General features: G+C 69.2%; 21 protein-coding genes and 1 riboswitch. Of the genes, 10 read left to right on the forward strand and 11 right to left on the reverse strand.

Features of this window, described 5'->3' with window-relative positions; translation table 11 throughout:
• From AOM45_RS33510 to AOM45_RS33520, 3 genes are all read right to left on the reverse strand, one after another.
• Positions 1–756 (reverse strand): thiazole synthase, encoded by a 756-nt coding sequence (locus AOM45_RS33510; RefSeq protein WP_030470935.1) that lies wholly within the window; start codon positions 754–756, stop codon positions 1–3.
• Between the two features lies 1 nt (position 757).
• A complete protein-coding gene (gene thiS / locus AOM45_RS33515; RefSeq protein ID WP_030470936.1) occupies positions 758–958 on the reverse strand; it encodes a sulfur carrier protein ThiS in 201 nt (66 codons plus the stop codon).
• Complete coding sequence (locus tag AOM45_RS33520) at positions 955–2,142, reverse strand: FAD-dependent oxidoreductase (RefSeq protein WP_030470937.1); 1,188 nt, start codon at positions 2,140–2,142, stop codon at positions 955–957. Before AOM45_RS33520 ends, thiS begins: the two co-directional genes overlap by 4 nt.
• A riboswitch (TPP riboswitch) is annotated at positions 2,137–2,248 on the reverse strand. Its footprint overlaps the gene before it by 6 nt.
• Before the next feature lie 26 nt (positions 2,249–2,274).
• On the opposite strand from AOM45_RS33520, the gene thiE reads away from it, so the two are divergent.
• Together thiE and AOM45_RS33530 are read left to right on the forward strand one after the other, a co-directional pair.
• Positions 2,275–2,916 (forward strand): thiamine phosphate synthase, encoded by a 642-nt coding sequence (thiE, locus tag AOM45_RS33525; RefSeq protein WP_030470938.1) that lies wholly within the window; start codon positions 2,275–2,277, stop codon positions 2,914–2,916.
• 31 nt (positions 2,917–2,947) lie between these two features.
• Entirely contained in the window at positions 2,948–3,709 is a 762-nt protein-coding gene (locus tag AOM45_RS33530; protein WP_156094171.1) for a dioxygenase family protein, read from the forward strand.
• On the opposite strand, the gene AOM45_RS33535 is transcribed toward AOM45_RS33530, so the two are convergent.
• Complete coding sequence (locus AOM45_RS33535) at positions 3,702–4,259, reverse strand: TetR/AcrR family transcriptional regulator (protein ID WP_051784273.1); 558 nt, start codon at positions 4,257–4,259, stop codon at positions 3,702–3,704. The two genes, AOM45_RS33530 and AOM45_RS33535, sit on opposite strands and share 8 nt — an antisense overlap.
• Positions 4,260–4,308: 49 nt before the next feature.
• On the opposite strand from AOM45_RS33535, the gene AOM45_RS33540 reads away from it, so the two are divergent.
• The gene (locus AOM45_RS33540) at positions 4,309–5,211 is read left to right on the forward strand and encodes an NADP-dependent oxidoreductase (protein WP_030470941.1); all 903 of its coding nucleotides are present in this window, start codon (positions 4,309–4,311) and stop codon (positions 5,209–5,211) included.
• A 66-nt stretch (positions 5,212–5,277) separates the two neighbouring features.
• Here the strand turns inward: AOM45_RS33540 and AOM45_RS33545 are convergent, their stop codons facing one another.
• Both AOM45_RS33545 and AOM45_RS33550 read right to left on the reverse strand, forming a co-directional pair.
• A complete protein-coding gene (locus tag AOM45_RS33545; RefSeq protein ID WP_030470942.1) occupies positions 5,278–6,429 on the reverse strand; it encodes a S1 family peptidase in 1,152 nt (383 codons plus the stop codon).
• 359 nt (positions 6,430–6,788) lie between these two features.
• A complete protein-coding gene (locus tag AOM45_RS33550; RefSeq protein ID WP_030470943.1) occupies positions 6,789–7,283 on the reverse strand; it encodes a hypothetical protein in 495 nt (164 codons plus the stop codon).
• Positions 7,284–7,346: 63 nt separating this feature from the next.
• Here AOM45_RS33550 and AOM45_RS33555 point away from each other — a divergent pair, with 63 nt between their 5' ends.
• Both AOM45_RS33555 and AOM45_RS33560 read left to right on the forward strand, forming a co-directional pair.
• A complete protein-coding gene (locus tag AOM45_RS33555; protein WP_030470944.1) occupies positions 7,347–8,279 on the forward strand; it encodes a threonine ammonia-lyase in 933 nt (310 codons plus the stop codon).
• Positions 8,279–9,184 (forward strand): threonine ammonia-lyase, encoded by a 906-nt coding sequence (locus tag AOM45_RS33560; RefSeq protein WP_030470945.1) that lies wholly within the window; start codon positions 8,279–8,281, stop codon positions 9,182–9,184. Before AOM45_RS33555 ends, AOM45_RS33560 begins: the two co-directional genes overlap by 1 nt.
• Positions 9,185–9,254: 70 nt before the next feature.
• Here the strand turns inward: AOM45_RS33560 and AOM45_RS33565 are convergent, their stop codons facing one another.
• Genes AOM45_RS33565 through AOM45_RS33575 form a run of 3 tightly spaced genes read right to left on the reverse strand, consistent with a single transcriptional unit; the run spans position 9,255 to position 12,251 of the window.
• The gene (locus AOM45_RS33565; RefSeq protein ID WP_030470946.1) at positions 9,255–10,040 is read right to left on the reverse strand and encodes a class I SAM-dependent methyltransferase; all 786 of its coding nucleotides are present in this window, start codon (positions 10,038–10,040) and stop codon (positions 9,255–9,257) included.
• Positions 10,041–10,044: 4 nt separating this feature from the next.
• A complete protein-coding gene (locus AOM45_RS33570) occupies positions 10,045–11,436 on the reverse strand; it encodes an MFS transporter (RefSeq protein ID WP_081902492.1) in 1,392 nt (463 codons plus the stop codon).
• Positions 11,437–11,495: 59 nt separating this feature from the next.
• The gene (locus AOM45_RS33575; RefSeq protein ID WP_030470948.1) at positions 11,496–12,251 is read right to left on the reverse strand and encodes a GntR family transcriptional regulator; all 756 of its coding nucleotides are present in this window, start codon (positions 12,249–12,251) and stop codon (positions 11,496–11,498) included.
• A 223-nt stretch (positions 12,252–12,474) separates the two neighbouring features.
• Between AOM45_RS33575 and AOM45_RS33580 the strand changes: the two genes are divergently transcribed.
• From AOM45_RS33580 to AOM45_RS33600, 5 genes are read left to right on the forward strand one after another with little or no spacing between them, the layout of a single operon-like run.
• Positions 12,475–13,749 carry an extracellular solute-binding protein gene (locus tag AOM45_RS33580; protein ID WP_030470949.1) on the forward strand — a complete coding sequence of 425 codons (1,275 nt, stop codon included), beginning with the start codon at positions 12,475–12,477 and terminating at the stop codon, positions 13,747–13,749.
• Positions 13,750–13,759: 10 nt separating this feature from the next.
• Positions 13,760–14,758 (forward strand): carbohydrate ABC transporter permease, encoded by a 999-nt coding sequence (locus AOM45_RS33585; RefSeq protein ID WP_030470950.1) that lies wholly within the window; start codon positions 13,760–13,762, stop codon positions 14,756–14,758.
• Positions 14,758–15,576 carry a carbohydrate ABC transporter permease gene (locus AOM45_RS33590; RefSeq protein WP_030470951.1) on the forward strand — a complete coding sequence of 273 codons (819 nt, stop codon included), beginning with the start codon at positions 14,758–14,760 and terminating at the stop codon, positions 15,574–15,576. The genes AOM45_RS33585 and AOM45_RS33590 overlap by 1 nt, the downstream gene beginning before the upstream one ends.
• Positions 15,577–15,579: 3 nt before the next feature.
• Positions 15,580–16,998 carry a glycoside hydrolase family 3 protein gene (locus AOM45_RS33595; RefSeq protein WP_030470952.1) on the forward strand — a complete coding sequence of 473 codons (1,419 nt, stop codon included), beginning with the start codon at positions 15,580–15,582 and terminating at the stop codon, positions 16,996–16,998.
• Positions 16,995–18,038: an SIS domain-containing protein gene (locus tag AOM45_RS33600; protein ID WP_030470953.1), complete on the forward strand. Its 1,044-nt coding sequence runs from the start codon at positions 16,995–16,997 to the stop codon at positions 18,036–18,038. Before AOM45_RS33595 ends, AOM45_RS33600 begins: the two co-directional genes overlap by 4 nt.
• Positions 18,039–18,088: 50 nt before the next feature.
• Here the strand turns inward: AOM45_RS33600 and AOM45_RS33605 are convergent, their stop codons facing one another.
• The gene (locus AOM45_RS33605) at positions 18,089–19,138 is read right to left on the reverse strand and encodes a serine hydrolase domain-containing protein (RefSeq protein WP_030470954.1); all 1,050 of its coding nucleotides are present in this window, start codon (positions 19,136–19,138) and stop codon (positions 18,089–18,091) included.
• Between the two features lie 231 nt (positions 19,139–19,369).
• Positions 19,370–20,569, reverse strand: coding sequence for an N-acetylglucosamine-6-phosphate deacetylase (gene nagA, locus AOM45_RS33610; RefSeq protein ID WP_051784274.1), 1,200 nt, complete (start codon positions 20,567–20,569; stop codon positions 19,370–19,372).
• Between the last annotated feature and the right edge of the window lie 121 nt (positions 20,570–20,690).

The raw sequence follows: 20,690 nt of genomic DNA on the forward strand, positions 1-20,690 counted from the left end.
TCAGAGACCCGGCGAAGACGCTTGGGCCCAAAAGCGCTGCGGAATCCGTCCGGCCAACCGCGCCAGCCGTCCGCCCTCGACCGCACAACGCATGGCGGCGCCCATCCGTTCCGGGTCCTGCGCGCGCGTGACGGCCGTCGCCAGCAACACCGCTGAGCAGCCGAGTTCCATCGCCAGCGCCGCGTCCGACGCCGTGCCGATGCCCGCGTCGAGCACCACGGGAACGGTTGCGCGGGACGTGATCAGCTCGATGTTGTGCGGGTTGCGGATGCCGAGGCCGGTGCCGATCGGCGAGCCCAGCGGCATGACCGTGGCGCAGCCGATGTCCTGGAGCTTGAGCGCCAGCACCGGATCGTCGTTGGTGTAGGGCAGGACGACGAAGCCGTCGTCGACCAGGCGCTCGGCCGCGTCGAGCAGCTCGACGGGATCGGGCAGCAGGGTCTCCTCGTCGTGGACGACCTCGAGCTTCACCCAGTTCGTCTCCAGCGCCTCGCGGGCGAGCTGCGCGGTGAGCACGGCCTCCGCGGACGTGCGGCAGCCGGCGGTGTTCGGCAGGACCTCGATTCCAAGGCGCCGCAACAACTCCAGCACACCGGTCTGCCCGGCGGCGTCGACCCGGCGCATGGCCACAGTGGTGAGCTCGGTGCCGGACGCCACCAGGGCCCGTTCCAGCACGGAGAGGTTCGCGGCACCGCCGGTGCCGGTGATGAGCCTGGACCGGAACTCCCGGCCCGCGATGATCAGCGGATCGTCCACGTCACCCTCCCTGGACCGCGGTCAGCACCTCGACCACGCCGCCGTCCGGCACGATCGTCTTCTCCCACAACGCCCTCGGCACCACCGCACCGTCCAGCGCCACGGCCACACCCTTCGCCGGCGCCCCCACCAGCGCCACCACCGCGGCTATCGACGTGCCCTCGGCCAGGTCGCGCGAGGTGCCGTTGACCTGTGCTTTCACGAGCTTCCTCCCTTGAGCAGCTCGACGACTTCGCGAGCGGTGTGCGGGGCGAGCAGGAGTCCGTTGCGGTGGTGCCCCGTCGCGGCGATGACGCCGGGTTCCAGCCAGCGGACGACAGGGACGTTGTCGGGGCTGCCGGCGCGGAACCCGACCGCGGCTTCGGTGAGCGCGTACTCGGCGATGCCGGGGAGCACGGTTTCCGCGTCTCGCAACAGGTCTCGGACGCCGGCGACCGTGACGTCGGTGTCGAAGCCGGCCTCGTACTGGGTGGCGCCGACGACGATGCCGTCGTGGCGCGGCACCAGGTACACGGATCGGCCGGACACCGAGCCGCGGATGGTGCGTGTCGGTGGTGGCAGGGTGCCGGGGCGCCAGGCGAGTCGCAGGATCTCGCCCTTCACGGGGCGGATCACGTCTTTGAGGGCCGGGTGGAGGTTGCCGCTCCAGGCTCCGGCAGCGATCACCGTGACGGCTCGATGCGTCGTCGTGGTGGCCGGCTGCGTCGTCGCGGCGGCCAGTTGCGTCGTCGTGGTGGCCGGCCTCGTCGTCGTGGTGGCCGGCCTCGCCTCCAGAGCAGAATCGTCCACAGTGGATTCGAACTTCACCCCTGCTTCGACGCAGGCCTTGCGCAGCGCGGAAAGCAGCTCGCGGTTGTCGACCGCCAGATCGCCCGGCACGAACATCCCGCCGCGGACCGCCGGACCGAGGGAGGGTTCGAGTTGTCGGATCGCTCGACTGTTCAACAATTCAACGCCGGGATTGTTCAACGATCCCACGCTCGGATTGTTCAACGATCCAACGCCACGAGCGGTCAACGATCCAACCTGGGGATTGTTCAACGATTCTACGTCCGGATTGTTGAACAATTCGACGATCCTACGCAGGTCAGCCAGGTCACCGGGTGACGTCGCGACAGTGATCGTCCCCTTGTTGAACAATTCGACACCGAGCGCCGCCGCGAACTCCGGCCACAGCACCAACGCCTCGACACCTTGCGCCGTAACGGTTTCCTCACCGTGCCAAGCCTCGGCGACAGGGGCGAGCATCCCGCCCGCCACGCGCGACCCGGCGTGCGGCGACCCGAGATCGCTCAACGACACCGAGAACCCGGCACGCGCCGCGCACCAGGCGACGGACAGGCCGATGACGCCGCCACCCACGACGGCCACTTCCACACTGCTCAAGGCATTCACGCTCCCTGCGCCGGCATGACCCGGATCAGGTTCGACGGTCGGAGCGAACCACGCTCCCTCTCAGCCCGGTGATCTCCAGGCTCCCGTGCGGACCGACACCAACATAACGGTTACCGTGCGAGCGTGCCAGGACTCGACGGAAACCTGATCAGGCAACGACTCGCCGACGCGACGCTCTACCTCTGCACGCCGAACCGGCCGGATCTGGCCGAGTTCGCGGACGCCGCGCTCGCCGGTGGCGTCGACATCATCCAGCTGCGGGACAAGTCGCTCGAGGCGAAGCAGGAGATCGCGGCGCTGGAGATCCTCGCCGAGGCCTGCGACACCCACGGCAAGCTCCTCGCCGTCAACGACCGCGCGGACATCGCCCACGCACTGCGGGCCGACGTGCTGCACCTCGGCCAGGACGACCTGCCCGTGTCGTGCGCGCGCCACATCATCGGCGAGCACCCGGTGATCGGGCGGTCCACCCACGACGTCGGGCAGATGCAGGCCGCGGCGACCGAGCACGGCGTCGACTACTTCTGCACCGGGCCGTGCTGGCCCACGCCGACCAAGCCCGGTCGCCCAGCCCCCGGACTGGACCTCGTCAGGGCCACCAAGGGCATGCGCAGGCCGTGGTTCGCGATCGGCGGCATCGACCACACGAACCTCCACGAGGTCAAAGCCGCGGGAGCCACGCGCGTGGTCGTCGTCAGGGCCATCACCGAGGCCGAGGACCCCCGCAAGGCAGCAGAGTTGTTCAAAACTGAACTTAGTAGTTGAAATTTGAACAATCAGGCGTACTCTCGAAGACGTGAGCGCACCTGTGCTGTACCTGAGCCACGGGGCTCCCCCGCTGGCTGATGACGAGACGTGGACCAGAGAGCTCAAGGACTGGTCCGCCACCCTCCCGCGCCCGGAGGCCGTGCTGATGGTCTCCGCGCACTGGGAGGAGGCGCCGACGACCATCGGCGCGACCACGACCGTGCCGCTGGTCTACGACTTCTGGGGTTTCCCGCAGCGGTACTACGAAGTCACGTACGAGGCGCCCGGCGCGCCCGAGCTCGCCGACGACGTGCGCAAGCTCCTCGGCGGGCACGTCGAGCAGGACGCCGCGCGCGGGCTCGACCACGGCGCTTACGTGCCGCTCAAGGAGATGTTCCCCGACGCGGACGTGCCGGTGCTGCAGATGTCGATGCCGACGCTCGACCCGCGCGAGCTCCACGCGATCGGCAAGAAGCTCGCGCCGTTGCGGGACAAGAACGTCCTGATCGTCGGCAGCGGGTTCATGACGCACAACCTGAGCTGCGTGCACTTCGACCGGGGCACGGACTACGAGCCGCCGTCGTGGTCGAAGGAGTTCGACGACTGGGCGAACCAGCAGCTGGCCGACGGTGACGTCGACGCGTTGCTCGACTTCCAGCAGAAGGCTCCTGCCGCCGGGATCGCACATCCGAGGACTGAGCACTTCGCGCCGTTGTTCGTAGCGCTCGGCGCCGCGAGCGACGAGAAAGCCCGCACCAGCGTTGAAGGCTTCTGGTACGGGCTCTCGAAACGGTCTGTTCAGTTCAGTTAGCCGCTCCGTCCAGGAACAGCGTCGCGAGCCGCTGTGCGATGGCAGGCGTCCCGTTGCGGACGCCTCCGGCCGCCATCAGCAGGAGCACCACGTCGTCGACCGAGAAGTCTGCACGCAGCAACCCGGTCGTCTTCGCCCGGCGGATGAGCTCGGCGAGCTCGCGGAACGCCGTGTCGCGCACCGCCGCGAAGTCGATCGCCTTCGGGTAGGCGTGGGTGAACGCAGCCGAGAACCCGCGGTCCAGCACGTGGAGCAGGCACACCTTCTCCACCGTGTGCCGGAAGCCTTGCCACGGATCGGGGTGAGCGAGTCCCTCGTCGACCGCCGTCGTGCAGGCCGCCATCTGCTCGGAGAACGCCTCCACGACGAGCGCCTCCTTCGTCGGAAAGCGGCGGTAGAGGGTCGCCGGGCCGACACCGGCACGACGAGCGACCTCGCGCATCGACACGTCCAGCCCTTCGGCGGCGAACGCCTCGCGCGCGACCGCCATGATCCGGTCGCGGTTGTCCTGGGCGTCCGAACGCAGGTTGTGAGTCAGATTCGCCGTCACCGTCTCAGTTTCGGCTAAGCGGACGCCCTGTTCCACTAATTTCGCCGACATGCGAGCACTCCAGTTCACCCAGCACGGACCCGCCGACGTGCTGCACGTCGCCGAAGTCGCGGAACCGCACGCCGGCCCCGGACAGATCCGCATCGCGGTGCGCGCCTCTGGTGTCACCCCCGCCGACGCCGGGCTGCGCGCGGGACGGTTCGGCACGGCGGTGCCGCTGCCGCACGTGCCCGGCGTGGACGCGGCCGGCGTCGTCGACGAGATCGGCGCGGGCGTCACCGGCGTGCAGCTGGGCGACGAGGTCTTCGGGATGGTCGACCTGGCCCGGCTCGGCGGCGCCAACGCCGAGCACGCGGTGCTGGCCGGGTGGGCGCCGAAGCCGGCGGCCCTGAGCTGGGAGCAGGCAGGTGGTGCCGCGGCCAACGTGGAGACCGCCACCAGGGCGTTGGACCTGCTCGGCGTGCGCGACGGCGTGACGTTGCTCATCGCGGGCGCGGCGGGCGGCGTCGGCACGGTCGCCATCCAGCTGGCCACCGCACGAGGTGCGACGGTGATCGGCACGGCAGGCCCGGCGACCCAGGACTTCGTCGCGGGACTGGGCGCCGAACCCGTCGTCTACGGCGAGGGCCTGGCCGACCGGGTCGGCAAGCCCGATGCCGTGCTGCACTGCGCCGGCACTGTCGGAGACCTGGTGGCGATCGCGGGCTCACCGGACCGCGTGCTGACGATCTCCGACCTGTCCGGCGAGCACGGCGTCCGGCTGACCCACACGGCAGCCGGGCCCGGCGCGGACCCGCAGGCGCTGCACGGCCTCGCGATCGCCGCGGAACTCGCCGGGAAAGGCGCCTTCACCGTGCCGCTGGCCGGCGTCTTCCCGCTGGAGGACGGCCGGGCCGCGCACGAGCTGAGCGAGACCGGCCACGCCCACGGCAAGATCGTCCTCGTCAACTGAGGAAGCGCTGCGGCACCGGGGTGCCGCAGCGCTTCACAGGTGGAGCCGGGAGAGCGTGCCGACCGATCAGCCGGTCACGAGGCGCAGGCCGTAGCGGGACAGGATCGGGTTCACCGGCTGGAAGTACGTGGTGCCGCCGGAGGTGCAGTTGCCGGAACCGCCGGACGTCACGCCCTGGGCCTGACCGAAGCCGGAGCCCGCCACCCACGAACCACCGGAGTCACCGGGCTCCGCGCAGGCGTTGGTGCGGGTGAGGCCGCGGACCGTGCCCTGCGGGTAGCTCACCGTCTGGTTCTTGGCCTGGACGGTGCCGCAGCGCCAGCCGGTGGTCGAGCCGGAGCGGCAGATCTGCGCGCCGACGGCCGCCTCGGACGAGCCCTTGACGATCACGTTCGCGCCGCCGTAGCGGTTCACCCACGGCCGCGGCGTCCAGTTCGCGTTGGTCCGCACCCACGAGTAGTCGTTGCCGGGGAAGGTCGAACCGGCGAACGTGCCGGCCGCGACGCGGTTGTAGCCGGAGACGGCCGTGCCCGTGGTGCCGCAGTGGCCCGCGGTCACGAAGCCGCCCTGGACGGAGAAGCCGAGCGAGCAGCGGCCGCCGCCCATGTAGATGGCGTCGCCACCGCGCAGGTCGTACAGCGGTGTCGGGTTCTCGGTGACCTCCTCGACCGTGACGGCCGAGCCGAGCGACTTCGCGGTGGCGATGAACTTCTCCGCCGCCGCGTCGCGGGTGTTCTTGTTGACCTCGACGACGACGCTGTTGGACTTCTCGTCCACGCGCCAGCTGGTGATCGCCGAGGGGGCGCTCATGAGGTCGAGCACCGACTTGGTGCCGTTGAGCTGAGTGAGCGAGTTCTTGACGACCTTGACGTCGGCTCCGGTCACGGAGAGTCCCGACTTGGTCACGGCGACGGTGAGCTTCCCGCTCGCCTGGTCGATCCAGGCTCCGCCGAACGCGTCACCGAGAGAGGCCTTCGCCTGCTCGGCGAGTTCGCTCGACCTCTGGTCACTGGCCATCCGGACGCGCGCCTGCTCAGCGTTCAGGCCCAAATCACGCTGGACCGCTTGGAGCAATTCGGCCGGGTAGCTCTCCGTGTCGGAACCGGTTGGGGCGACTGGTGCGGCAGAGGCGCCAAACGCCGGTACGCTGAGAGCAGTCACGACTCCGGTGGCGAGCAACACGGCACCGGTAATACGGGCCGCACTCGTGCGGTTCATCAGACGTCTCCCTCACTTTCGGGTGCAGGGGAACCCGAGAGATCGGTTGCAGGGACCTCTCTCGGGGGCTCTAGGGGGACGGGTGGTGGGGCGGCGGCAGGGGTCGCCCCACCCCTCCAATCCCCAGTTCTGGCGCGTCTCTTTCGAAGGCGCAGCGCTCAAGTGGTCCTTCCACGAGCCTCATTGCGCCCCCTTCCGGCCTCATTTGGACCGAATCTTTCGCCCGTTCGAGTGACGTTATGGGCCTGTTATCTATGACGCCCGACCTCGACCGTGGACGAAGTGTGTCACAGCTCACGACAGATCAACTGCGGTGCGTAGCAATTGACAGTTAACTGTCGCTCAAAGTGATGACGTGATCACCGAATGGGGTCGACAGTTGACGAGGGTTTAGAGCTGTCGGTCGGCTGTCCGGAACCTGTCGACGACGTGGGCGGTCCGGTCGTCGTGGTGCTTTCGGTCGGCGACTGACTGGACGTGCTCGGCGGGACCGTAACGGTGATCGTCTCGGTCTTCGTCGTCTCGGTGCGGGTCTCGGTGTGCGTGCTCGTGGACGTCGTGGGTTCGCCGGGGTCGGCCGTGACGGGTTTGCCGGTGACGAGCTGGACGCTCGTCGCGGTGAGGACAGTCACCACGAAGACCAGCAGGCCTCCGACCGCGATGACCTGCCAACGCTTCTCGCGTTCCATCGACCGTTGGTAGAACGCGGCGCCCACAGTGGTCACCACGCTCGCGAGGACCGCACCCACGATGGTGCCGACGACGTTGAGGCGAAGGCTCAGCACGGCCGCGGTGACGGCGGCGAGCACACTCGCGACGAGCTTGACGGGGGTGATCTTCTCCTTATCAGCCATGACACACGTAGGACGTTGGGCACAGTTCACCGGTTGTGCCCCGGTGACGTGCATCATCGACACATGCGCTTGGTGACCCTCGAAGACGTCCACGCGGCCGCCGCCGCGATCGCGCCGCACGTGGTGCGCACTCCGTTGCTGCCCTTCGACTCCGGCCTGTCGATCAAGCCCGAGTGCCTCCAGCCGATCGGGGCGTTCAAGCAGCGCGGCGCGGTGAACGCGTTGTCCCGCATACCTTCCGAGGACCGGGCGCGCGGTGTCGTGGCGTATTCGAGCGGTAACCACGCGCAAGCGGTCGCGTACGCCGCCAAGATGCTCGGCATGCCCGCGGCGATCGTCGTGCCGGAGAACACGCCACAGCTGAAGATCGACGCGACGCGCGCACACGGCGCCGAGGTGTTCGTCGTCGGCATCACCGAACGGGAGTCGCGCGCCGCCGAACTGGTGGAGGAGCGCAAGGCGACGCTCATCCCGCCGTTCGACCACCCGGACGTGATCGCGGGCCAGGGCACGATCGGCCTGGAGATCTGCGCCGACTTCCCCGACGTGGCAACGATCCTGGTGCCGGTGAGCGGCGGCGGGCTCATCGCGGGCGTCGCGACGGCCGTGAAGTCCTTGCGCCCCAACGTCCGCGTGATCGGTGTCGAACCTGAACTGGCCTCCGACGCCGCCGCTTCGTTCACCGCGGGCTCGCTCGTCCGGTGGGACGCGCACGACCGCGCCCGCACCATCGCCGACGGCCTGCGCGCCGAACCGTCCGAGCTGACCTGGGCGCACATCCACGAGTACGTGGACGACATCATCACCGTGTCCGAGGAAGAGATCCGCGACGCGGTGAAGCAGATCGCCCGCCGCACCCGGATCGTGTCGGAGACCAGCGGAGCCGTTCCCGTCGCGGCGTACCTGAACCGCTCGCTGCCCGCCGGCCCGGCGGTCGCCGTGGTGTCGGGCGGCAACATCGAGCCGAAGCTGTTCGCGGAACTGATCTCCGGGTGATCACGCTCGACGACGTCTGTGCGGCCGCGACGGTGATCGCGCCACACGTGGTGCGCACGCCGCTGCTGCCGTTCGGCGCGGGCTGGCTGAAGCCGGAGTCGCTGCAGCCGATCGGCGCGTTCAAGCTCCGCGGCGCGCTGAACGCGTTGGCGCGCTTGGAGAACCGCTCGAACGGCGTCGTCGCCTACTCCAGCGGCAACCACGCCCAGGCGGTGGCGTTCGCGGCCAGGCTGCACGGCGTCCCGGCCGCGATCGTGATGCCGGACAACACACCGGCGGTCAAGATCGAGGCCACGAAAGCGCTGGGAGCAGAGGTCTTCATCGTCGGCATCACCGAACGCGTCGAACGGGCGCAGGCACTCGTCGCCGAACGCGGCGCCGCGCTGATCCCGCCGTTCGACCACCCCGACGTGATCGCGGGCCAGGGCACGATCGGCCTGGAGATCCTGGAGGACCTGCCCGACGTCGGCTCCGTCGTGGTGCCGATGTCCGGCGGCGGACTGATCTCCGGCGTCGCCACGGCGATCAAGGCGCTGCGCCCGGACGTCCGCGTGATCGGCGCCGAGCCCGCACTGGCGGCCGACATCGCCGACTCGCTGCGCAAGGGTTCGGTAGTGCGCTGGGACCCCAACGAGCGCGCGCGCACTGTCGCGGACGCGTTGCGGGACGAGCCGTCGGAACTGACCTGGGCGCACATCAGCGAGTTCGTGGACGACGTGATCACCGTGACGGAGGACGAGATCCTGGCGGCGGTGGCCGACCTCGCGCGACGTGCCCGGCTGGTCGCCGAGCCCAGCGGCGCCGTCGCGGTCGCGGCCCAGGCGAAGGTCGGGGGCGGGGTCGCCATCGTGTCCGGTGGCAACGTCGACCCGGCGCTGCTCGCTTCAGTCCTGACGAGAGGCTGAGGCGGGAACAACGATCACGTGGGCCGGCGTGACGGTGGCGGCCGAGGCTGGTGGCGACGTCGACCCGGACCTACTCGCCCGAGTCCTGAGCTGAGAGCCGTTCGGCGATCACGTGGGCCAGCGCGGCCACCCGGCGGTACGGGTCGGTCGCGCCGGCCCGTTCCTCGCACTCCAGCAACGTCGTGAGGTCGCCGGGCACCTCGGCGTCGGTGTCCGCGGCATCGGTGAACACCCGCACGCCGTACCAGGCGCGCACGGACATCTGCCGGGCCGCGAGCGAAGCGATCAGGTCGTCGACGCGGTCCGCGCGGGCGGTCACACCGATGCGGTTGTCGTAGCACGAGCTCTCGAACGCCCGGAGCGTCGCGTCCCAGTCGCCGAGCAGCCCAGGCCGCATCGCCAGCGCGTCGCCGTTGCGGACCAGCAGCGACAGCACGCCTCCTGGTCGGACGAGTCTCGCCAGGTCGTCCAGCAGCGGCTCCGGATCGGCGAAGTACATCAGCACGCCGTGGCAGAGCACGACGTCGAAGCGCTCAGTGAACAGCGAACCCAGGTTCCGGACGTCGTCCTCGACCGTCCTCACCCGGTCCCTGACGGTCGCCTGCTCACCGTCCAGTGCGCGCCGGAGCTCGGCGAGCAGAGCCTGAGACGAGTCCACACCCGTCACGTGGTGCCCGGCCTGTGCGAGCCGCAGCATCTGCGTGCCCTGACCACATCCGACGTCCAGCACGCGCAACGGTGCCCGCGCCGGGATGTGGGCCGCCAGCTGCCGGGACACCAGTTCCTGCCGGACGACCTGCCGCAGCGTGCCCAGACGAGCGCGCCACCGCTCCTCGCCCGCCGCGAACCCCGTCATCGCGTTAGTGGTGCGCGCTGCCCGAGCGGACGTGCGTCGGCGGACCCTCGACGCCGCAGTGCAGGCACTCGCCGGGGTGCGGGTTGTCGGGCTGCTCGTGCTCTGTGGACAGCACGCCGTTGTCGACGCCGATCGCGAGCAGACCACCGATGATCGCGGCGACCGCGCACAGCACCAGGGCCATCTGCCAGCCCTCGGTCATCACGGCCGGGTTCGCGTAGTCCTCGCCGACCAGGCCGACGGCCGCGGGCAGCACGGCCATCGCGAGCAGGCTGCCGGTGCGGGCCACGGCGTTGTTGACGCCGGACGCGACGCCCGCGTGGTGGTCGGGTGCCGAGGCCAGCACCGTCGCGGTGACCGGGGCGACCACGACGGCCAGGCCGATGCCGAACACCAGGACGCCCGGCAGCACGCCGAACAGGTACGAGGCACCCGGCACGGCGTTGCGCAGCAGGAGCATGCCCAGGCCGACCAGGATCGGGCCCGCGATCAGCTGCAGGCGCGGGCCGTGGCGCTGGGCGAGCTTCCCGGACGTCGACGACGCCAGCAGCATGATGATCGTGATCGGCACGCTGGCCAGGCCCGACGCCGTCGGCGAGTAGCCCAGCGAGATCTGCAGCTGCAGGACCAGGAGCACCATCACGCCACCGAGCGCGGCGTAGACGAGGAACGTCAGAATGTTGGAAAGTAGGAACGTTCTATTGTTGAACAATTCTACAGGGACCAACGGGTCGCTCGACCGCTTCTGCAGCACGCCGAACACGACCATCGCGAGCAATCCGAGGATTGTCACAACGTAGGATTGTTCAACAATCCCACCAGTCAACAAGGCGAGCCCCGCCGCACCGACCAGCGCGGACAGGTAGTTCGGGTGCCCAGCCGAGTCGTCGCGAGACTCCGGCACGAACCGCAGCGCCATCCACACGCACAGGAGGGCGACCGGCAAGTTCACCAGGAACGCGAGCCGCCACGACCACGCCTGCACGAGCAGCCCGCCGACCAACGGCCCGACGGCGGTCGCCACCCCGGAGAGCCCCGACCACGCGCCGATCGCCCGCGACCGGTCCTCCCGGTTGAACGACGACTGCAGGATGGCCAACGCACCAGGGGTGAGCAAAGCCGCGCCCACACCCTGCAGAACGCGCGCGGCCACCAGCACCGGCACGTTCCACGCGGCACCGCACAGCAGCGAGGCGACGCCGAACCACACCACGCCGATCACGTAGACCCGGCGCCGCCCGAACCTGTCGCCGAGCGAACCGGCGATCAGGATCAGCGAGGCGAGCGCGAGCAGGTACCCGTTCAGGATCCACTGCAGGTCGGTGACCGACGCGGTGAACTCCGCGCCGATCCGGGGCAGCGCCACGTTGACGATCGTGCCGTCGAGCATCGCCATGCCCGAGCCGAGGATCGTCGTGGCGAGCACCGCGCGAGCGCGCGGTGTGCCCCAGGCGATCAAGACGGTCGATTCAGCGTGGCGACGAACTTGTACCGGTCACCGCGGTAGACCGAACGCACCCACTCGATGGGGTTGCCCTCGGTGTCGAAGGAGTGCCGCGACAGCAGCAGCATCGGCAGGCCGATGTCCGCGCCGAGCAGCTCCGCCTCTTCCGGCGAGGCCAACGCCGTCTCGATCGTCTCCTCGGCGTGGCCCATCTCGACGCCGAACCGCTCGGACAGCACCTGGTACAGCGACGCACCGGGCGCCAGGTACCGCCGCAGCCCGCGGAACCGGCCGAGCGCGAGGTGGGTCGTCTCGATCGCCATCGGCTCGTTGTCGGCGAGACGCAGGCGGTGCAGCCGCAGCACCTTGGCGCCGGGCCGCACGCCGAGCAGCCGCGCGAGCTCGGCCTCGGCCGGCATCTCGGAGGCCTCGATCAGCTTCGACGACGGCACGCGGCCCTGGGCGCGCATGTCCTCTGTGTACGAAGACAGCTGCAACCTCTGGGCGACCTTGGGTTCCGCCGCGAAGGTGCCCTTGCCCTGCACACGGAGCAGGCGGCCTTCCACCGTCAGCTCGGCGAGCGCCTGGCGAACGGTCGTCCTGGAGACGTCGAACTCCGCTGCCAGCGACCGTTCCGTCGGGATCGGTGAACCAGGCGGCAACGCCCTCAACAGGTCGAGCAGGTGCCGCTTGAGACCCCAGTACTTCGGTTCGCGCTGTGCACGCGTCCTGGCGTCCACGCCTGATGCAGGCGTCGTCTCCAGCATGGCCTCCTCCTCGCACTCCACGTCACGCCACACAAGGATGCCTTGTCCGTGTCGATTCGTGCGTTCGAACCCCCGCCAATCGACACGAAATTGGTCCGATGACTCCGCAACGCTTTGGCAACGCGCTTGACAGGACCGGTGACGCAGCACACGCTGTTCCGCATTGGTCTACACCACTTGGGCGTTCCGGCCGAGGGGCCGGGCTTGCTGAAAGGGCGCGACTGTGAAGGGCTGGAGAGGACTCGCTGCTGGTGCCGCCGCGCTGGCAGTGGCCGTGTCAGGCTGTGGCACGAGCACGAACAGCGGTAGCACCACGGAGACCAAAGAGATCACCGTGTGGCTCATGGACGGCTCCGCGCCGACGACCCTGACCGACGCCTTGAACAAGGAGTTCGAGTCGGCGAACGGCATCAAGGTCAAGTACGAGGTCCAGAAGTGGACCGGCATCCAGGAGAAGCTGACCACCGCGCTGGCCAGCAGCACGCCCCCGGACGTGATCGAGCTCGGCAACACCCAGACCGCGAGCTTCGCGGACCAGGGCACGCTCGCCGACCTCACCGCGGACGCGAGCCAGTTCAACGGCGGTGAGTGGCTCGGCGGTCTCAAGGACTCGCTGACGCTGAACGGCAAGCAGTACGGCGTGCCGTTCTACGCCGCGAACCGCACCGTCATCTACCGCACCGACCTGTTCCAGGCGGCGGGCATCGCGAAGCCGCCGACGTCGCGTGCCGAGTGGATCGACGCGATCAACAAGCTCAAGGCCGCGAACGCGTCCAACCCGGACTTCCAGGCGCTGTACCTGCCCGGCCAGTCCTGGTACTTCCTCCTCTCGCTGCTGTGGGACGAGGGCGGCGACGTCGCCAAGCAGGACGGCGGCAAGTGGACCGGCACGCTCGACACCGCGCAGGCCAAGGCGGGCTTCGAGGCCTACAAGGCGCTGTACGACGCGTCGGCCGCCAAGAAGGTCCCCGCGGACATCGACGAGGCGAAGCCCCAGCAGATGGAGGTCTTCGGCACGGGCAACGTCGGCATGATGGTCGGCCTCCCGTGGGAGCTCGCCGGTGCCGTCAAGGCCAAGCCGGAACTGAAGGACAAGACCGCGGCGTTCCCGATCCCGTCGAAGAAGGCCGGCTCGACCGCGCCGGTGTTCCTCGGTGGCTCGAACCTCGCGATCCCGGCTGCCAGCAAGAACGCCGCCGCGGCCAAGAAGTACCTGTCGCTGCTGTCGTCCAAGAAGTACCAGGAGATGCTCGCCGAGGGCGGCGCGGTTCCCGGCACCTCGAAGGACACCGCGAAGCTCGCCACCACCCCGCTCGGCAAGGCCATGGCCGAGTCCTCGCAGAACGGCAAGGTCACCCCGGTGACGCCGAAGTGGGCGGCCGTCGAGGCGGGCCAGAACCCGCTCAAGGACGCGCTGACCGCGTACCTCACCGGTGCCAAGTCGCTGGACCAGGCAACGAAGGACGCCAGCGACGCCGTCACCAAGGCAATGAGCTAGCTCAGCCGAGATGACGGCCGTCAAGACGACCGAAACGGCAGCGCCGGCCGGGGAGATCCCGCCGGCGCTGCCGCCTGCCGTGACGGGTGGGGCGCGCAAGCGTCGCCGCCGGGGCGGCGCCTTCGACCGGGCGCTGCCCTACCTGCTGCTGGCTCCGGCGCTCATCGCGATCCTCTGGCTGATCGGGTTCCCGGTCGTCTCGGTCTTCGTGACGAGCTTCCGCCAGCTCAACCTCGGCGAACTGGTCCGCGGCGAGATCGTGTGGACCGGCTTCGACAACTACGTGACGGTGCTGAAGGACGAGCGGTTCTGGACCGTCTCCTTGCGCACCATCGTGTTCACCGTCGCCGTCGTCGGCGCCTCGGTGGGCGCGGGCCTGCTGATCGCGTTGCTGATGCGCGTGCTCACGCCGTGGGTGCGGGTCGCGTTGCAGATCGCGATGCTCTGCGCGTGGGCGATGCCGATCCTCGCGTCCACCACGGTCTACCAGTGGATGTTCGACCAGAACTACGGCATCTTGAACAAAACCCTGGTGCAGCTGGGTTTTGATTCATACGCGAACTACTCGTGGTTCTCGTCCGGAACGTCGACGCTGTCCGTCGTCGGCCTGCTGATCGTGTGGCAGGCGATCCCGTTCCTCGCCTTCTCCCTCTACGCCGGGCTCGTCGGCATCCCGCGCGACCTCTACGAGGCGGCGGGCATCGACGGTGCCTCGGGCTGGCAGACGTTCCGCGCGGTGACGTGGCCGGAGATCCGGTCGTTGCTGATGATGGTGACGTTCCTGTCGACGTTGTGGGACTTCAAGGTCTTCGCCCAGATCTGGGTGTTCAAGGAGGGCGGCCCGAGCGGCGAGAGCACGACGCTCGCCGTGCTGCAGTACCTGGAGGGCATCGCGAAGAGCCACTTCGGTGTCGCCGCCGCGATCAGCGTCCTGATGATGCTCATCCTGGGCCTGATCACCTTCCAGTACCTGCGCCGGTTGCTGCAGACCGAGGAGGGCAAGATCTGATGCTCAAGAAGTCTGCCGCGAACGTCGCAGGCCTCGTGCTCGCGCTGTTCTTCCTGTTCCCGACGTACTGGATGATCACGTCCGCGTTGAAGCCCAAGGGCTCGACGATCACGTCGGACTACGACCTCGTCCCGTTCTCGGTGACGTTCTCGAACTTCGTCACCGCGTGGACGAAGCCGGGCTTCCTGTCCGCGCTCGGCAACAGCCTGGTGGTGACCCTGACCGCGGTGCTCGCCGCGATCATCGTCGGCATCACGGCCGCGGTGGCCATGTCGCGCTTCGCCTTCCGCGGCCGCAAGAGCTTCGTGCTGCTGATGCTGGTGGCGCAGATGGCACCGTTCGAGGCGTTGCTGATCCCGATGTTCCTGATGATGCGGGATCTCCAGCTCTACGAACACCTCACCTCGCTGGTGCTCGTGTACTTCGCGGTGACGCTGCCGTTCTGCGCGTGGACGTTGCGCGGGTTCGTCAACGGCATCCCCGTCGAGCTCGAAGAGGCCGCGATGGTGGACGGCTGCGGTCGCTGGGGCGCGTTCCAGAAGGTGACCCTGCCGTTGCTGGGACCGGGTCTCGTCGCGACGTCCGTGTTCGCGTTCATCACGGCGTGGAACGAGTTCCTCTTCGCCAAGGTGCTGATCCGCAGCCAGGACAGGGAAACCCTCCCGGTGTGGTTGTCGGGCTTCCAGACCGCGTTCGGCACGGACTGGGGTGGCGCGATGGCCGCGTCCGTCCTGTTCACCGTGCCCGCTCTGGTGTTCTTCCTGATCGTGCAGCGCAAGATGGTCGCCGGCGTCACCGCCGGTGCAGTGAAGGGATGACGCGTGGATCAGTTGGCCGCTGCCGTTCTGCTTCCCGGATTCCACGGAACGACCGCCCCCGACTGGTTGCTGCGGCGGGTCGCTGACGGCCTCGGTGGCGTTGTGCTCTTCGGGCGCAACGTCGTCGACGACGCCCAGGTGACCGAGCTGTGCGGCGAGCTGCGTTCGGTGCGCCCGGACGTGGTGATCGGCATCGACGAGGAGGGCGGCGACGTCACGCGTCTCGACGCGGGCCGCGGCTCGGAGGTGCCGGGCAACCACGCGCTGGGCGCGGCGAACGACCTCGACCTGACCCGCTCGGTCGCCGCGTCCATCGGTTCGCGGCTGGCGAAGTGCGGGATCTCGCTGAACCTGGCCCCGTCCGCCGACCTGGTGCTGACGCTGGACGACCCGATCATCGGCGTCCGCGCGTTCGGCTCGGACCCGGTGCTGGCCGCGCGGCACGTGGCCGCGTGGGTCGAGGGCCTCCAGGCCGTGGGCGTCGCCGCGTGCGCCAAGCACTTCCCCGGCCACGGAGCGTCCACAGAGGACTCCCACGAGCAGCTCCCCGTGCTGCCGCGCACCGAGGAGCAACTGCGCGCGGTGGAGCTCGTGCCGTTCCAGGCGGCCGTGAACGCGGGCGTGCGCTCGATCATGACCGGCCACCTCGTGGTCCCCGAGTGGGGCACCGCACCGGTGACGCTGAACAAGCACGCCATCGACCTGCTGCGCACCGAACTGGGCTTCACCGGCGCGGTGATCACCGACGGCCTGGACATGAAGGCCGTGGGCGGCGACCTCGCCGTCGGTGCCGTCCGAGCTCTGGCCGCCGGCGTCGACGCGTTGTGCCTCGGCGGCATCGCACTGGGCGACGACGACCTCCAGTGGTTGATCGACTCGATCGTCGCGGCCGTGAAGTCCGGCGAGCTCTCCGAGGAACGCCTGACCCAGGCAGCCGCACGGTCGCTCGCGCTGGGCCTCCCGCCGTCGACCGTCGACGCGCACGACGCCGAGATCGGTCTCACGGCCGCCCGACGTGCTGTCGAAGTGCGCGGCCGCGTTGATGTCGGTGCCGACCCGGTCGTGGTCGACCTGGTCGTGGACCCGTCGATCGCCGTGGGCGACGTGCCGTGGGGCCTGGGCCCCTACCTGCGCGAGGTGCTTCCGGGCACCGAGGTGATCGCCGCCCGCGACATCTCCGCCGACGAAGTTGCGAAAGCGGCCGGCGACCGGACGATTGTGGTTGTGACCCGAGACGCCCACCGCCACACGAGCGCTCGACAACTGGTAACAAACTTAACTAATCTGGATCTGGACGTCGTGCACGTCGAAACCGGTGTGCCGGGTCCGGACCTGGGCAGCGTCGCCCGCATCGACACCCACGGCGGTTCTCGGGTGAGCCTCCGAGCCGCGGCCGAGCTGATCCTGAAAGGCACGACATGACCACGCCCCAGCCAGGCCGGCACATGGCAGCGGAGATCGCCGCACAGCCGTCGATCTTCTCTTCTCTCTACGGGAGCCGCTCCTCGATCGCCGAGGTGGCGGCCGTCATCCGCGAACGGGCCCCGCGGTTCGTCCTGTTCGCGGCCCGCGGCTCCAGCGACCACGCGGCGATCTACGCGAAGTACCTGACCGAGATCCTGCTCCAGCTGCCCGCGGGCCTGGTCTCCGCCTCCACGACGACGTTGTACGGCGCCGAGCCCGATCTCCGCGACGTCCTGCTGATCACCGTGTCGCAGTCCGGCGGCTCTCCGGACCTGTTGGAGGTCACCGCCTCCGCCCGTCGCCGCGGCGCGCTCACGGTGGCCGTGACCAACACGGCCAACTCGCCGCTGAACGCGGCCGCCGAACTCTCGGTGGACGTCTCGGCGGGCGTGGAGCACGCGGTGGCGGCGACGAAGACGTACTCGGCGACGCTGCTGGCGCTGTACCTGCTGATCGACGCCGTCCGCGGCGGCAACGGCGAGGCGGCCGCACCTCTGGGCGATCTGGCACAGGTGACCCTGGACTCCTCGGCCCCGTCGGTCGAGGAAGCCGTGCGGCGCTACCGGTTCGTGGACCGGGTCCTCACCACCGGCCGCGGTTACTCCTACGCCACGGCGCTGGAAGCGTCACTGAAGCTGGCCGAGACCTCCTACCTCGCCGCCCGCGCCTACAGCGGCGCCGACCTCCTCCACGGCCCGGTCGCCGCGGTCGACGGCGAAACCGCAGTGCTGGCAATCACTTCCCTGGGCAAGGGCGGTGACTCGCTCCGTGACGCCCTGGACGTGGTGCACCAGCGCGGCGCGGACGTCGTCGCGGTCGGCTCGGCCTCGGAGAAGGTGGGCGCGACCCTGTCGATCGGCATCCCGGAAACGGCCGAAGAAGTGGCTCCCGTGCTGGAGATCCTGCCGGTGCAACGCCTCGCGTACGGCCTGGCGCTGGCACGCGGCGGCGACCCGGACAGCCCGCGGGGCCTGAACAAGGTCACGCGCACGCTGTAGTCGTGCAACGCGGAAGGGCCGCTCGGATGCGAGCGGCCCTTCGTCGTTCGTCAGCCGAACACCTCTTCGACGAGCTTCTTCGTGATCGTCTGGAACGCCGGTGCGAGGGACAGGTCGGGATCGTCGACGTAGTTCAACGCGGCGACCAGGGTCTTGCTGCCGTCGGGCGTGCTGTACATCAACGCGCCGTGGCCCATCGCGCCGCCGTTGTGCGTGATGACCTTGCCGCTCCCCGTTTCCTGCACGAACACCCCGAGGCCGTAGCCCACCTTCGGGTGCGGCGTCAGCATCTCCGCCAGCAGCGGTGCGGGCAGCAGCTCGCCGCCCACGAGCGCCGTGATGAACCTGCGGAGGTCCTGGGTCGTGGAGATCATGTCGCCGCCGCTGGAGAGCCACGACGGGTCGTGCCGGGTGACGTCGATCGTCTTCTGCTCGCCGTCGTCGTCGTACCGGTAGTAGGCGTGGGCGTGCGGCTCGGGGATCTCCTGGCCGTCCGGCACGACGGTGCCGGACAACCCGAGCGGGCCTGAGATCAGCCGCTGCACCTCCTCGGCGAGCGAGCGGCCGGTGACCTTCTCGATCAACAACCGGGCCACCACGTAGTTGGTGTTGGAGTAGCTCCAATCCGCACCCGGCTCGAACCGCACGGGCTTCGACAGCGCGAACCGCACGAGGTCCTCCGGCCGGTGGACCTTGAACCTGCTGTCCACCCAGGCCTTGCCCTGCCAGGGAATTCCCGGTGCGACCGTGCCGTCCTCGTAGTACTCGCCGGTGTGGTTGAACAGCCCGCTGGTGTGCTGGAGCAGCATCCGCACCGTGATCCGGCGGTCGAAGCCGAACTCGGGCAGGTGGTCGTCCACCGGGTCGTCCAGCCCGATCCTGCCCTCCGCCACGAGTTGCAGGACCACGGTCGCGACGAACGTCTTGGTGTTGCTGCCGATCCGGACGTGGCCGTTGGGCGGAGGTTCCGCGTCCTGCCCCAGTTCGCTCACGCCGGCTCTGCCGACCCACTCACCGCGTTCGTCCTGCACGCGCAACACCACACCGGTGAACCCGGAGTCGATCATCTCCTGGAGGATTTCCCGCAGCTGCTCGGACATCATCGTGCTCCTGTCACTCGTTGTTTCTGATGAGCGAAAAGCTACGTTGCGTTCGCAGACAGCTGCAACAACCTTCGTTGCGCATTGATCCAGAAAACGCAGGTAGAGGCACGAATATCGTTGCAACCGGGTCGAGATCTAACGCAACGATCATGCCTCGTTGCGTTGCAATGAGCGGAAATGAACGAAGGGCGCCCTCCCGGCAGGAGAGCGCCCTTTCGTCGTTGCTCGTTACTGACCGGCGGTGGCGTAACCGGCGGAGACGGGCTGAACCGGCACCTCGGCGTCGAACACGACCCGCCCGTCGACCCACACCTTCTTGGGCCGCAGTTCGTCGTCCCACCACACCAGGTCCGCGACGGCACCCGGCGCGAGGCGGCCGAGACCGGACTCGCCGATCACCTCGGCCGGCACGATCGTCGCCGAAGCCAACGCGTCGGCCACCGGCACGCCCACGGACACGATGTTGCGCACGGCCCGGTCCAGCGTGAGCGCCGACCCGGCGATGGTGCCCTCGGGCGACCGCGGCACCCCGTCCTCGGTGAGCAGGACGTCCGCGCCGCCGAGGTGGTACCGCCCGGGCGGCATTCCGGCAGCCGCAACGGCATCGGTCACCAGCGCGACCCGTGCCCCGGCGGCGTTGAACACGAGGCGGCACACGTCCGGCCCGACGTGGGCCAGATCGGCGATGAGCCCCAACGTGAAGCGCTCGTCGACCAGTGCCACGCCGGGAACACCCGGCTCGCGGTGCCCGAGCGGCCGTTGCGCGTTGAAGAGGTGCGTCACCATGCGCGCACCCGCGTCGGCGGCGGCACGGGTCTGCTCACCGGTGGCGTCGGAGTGCCCGACAGCCACCAGAACCCCCGCTTCAGCGAGCCTGCGCACGGCCTCGAACCCGCCCGGCTGCTCCGGCGCCAGCGTCACCATGCGCAGGGCGCGCCGGAGCGTGTCGTCGTCCAGCAGGGCCGAGATCTGGTCCGGACCGGGCTCGACCATGAACGACGGGTCGTGCACCCCTGCCCGTTTGGGCGACAGAAAGGGGCCCTCGAGGTGCACGCCGAGGGGGCGTGCTCCCACTCCGTCCGGCAACGCGGCGGAGGCGGCCAGCACGGCCCTGGCCTGCCTCAGTACGACGTCGACCGGCGCGGTGATCAGGGTCGGCAAGAACCTGGTCACACCGGTGGACGGCAGAGCTTCTGCGACGGAGCGCATCCCGGCGGCGTCCACCTCGGCGAAGTCGACGCCGACGGCGCCGTTCACCTGCACGTCCACCAGGCCCGGTGTCAGCAGGCCGTCGGACAGGACCTCCGCGCCGGGCGGTGCTTCACCGGTGGTCACCTCGACGATGCGGCCGTCCCTGATCCGCACCGCGGCTGGACCGACGATCGTGCGACCGAGCAATGCGCGCGGTGCTGCGACAACGGCGTCCAAGATCCCTCCTCGAATGGTCCAGACCATTATGGCGACAACAGGGGTTCCCGTCACGTATCGTTAGTAGATAACCATCTCACATATCACTTCGTGAATCACGGCCACAAGTACCGGGATGCGC

This window comes from Lentzea aerocolonigenes (assembly GCF_000974445.1).
Taxonomy (GTDB): domain Bacteria; phylum Actinomycetota; class Actinomycetes; order Mycobacteriales; family Pseudonocardiaceae; genus Lentzea; species Lentzea aerocolonigenes.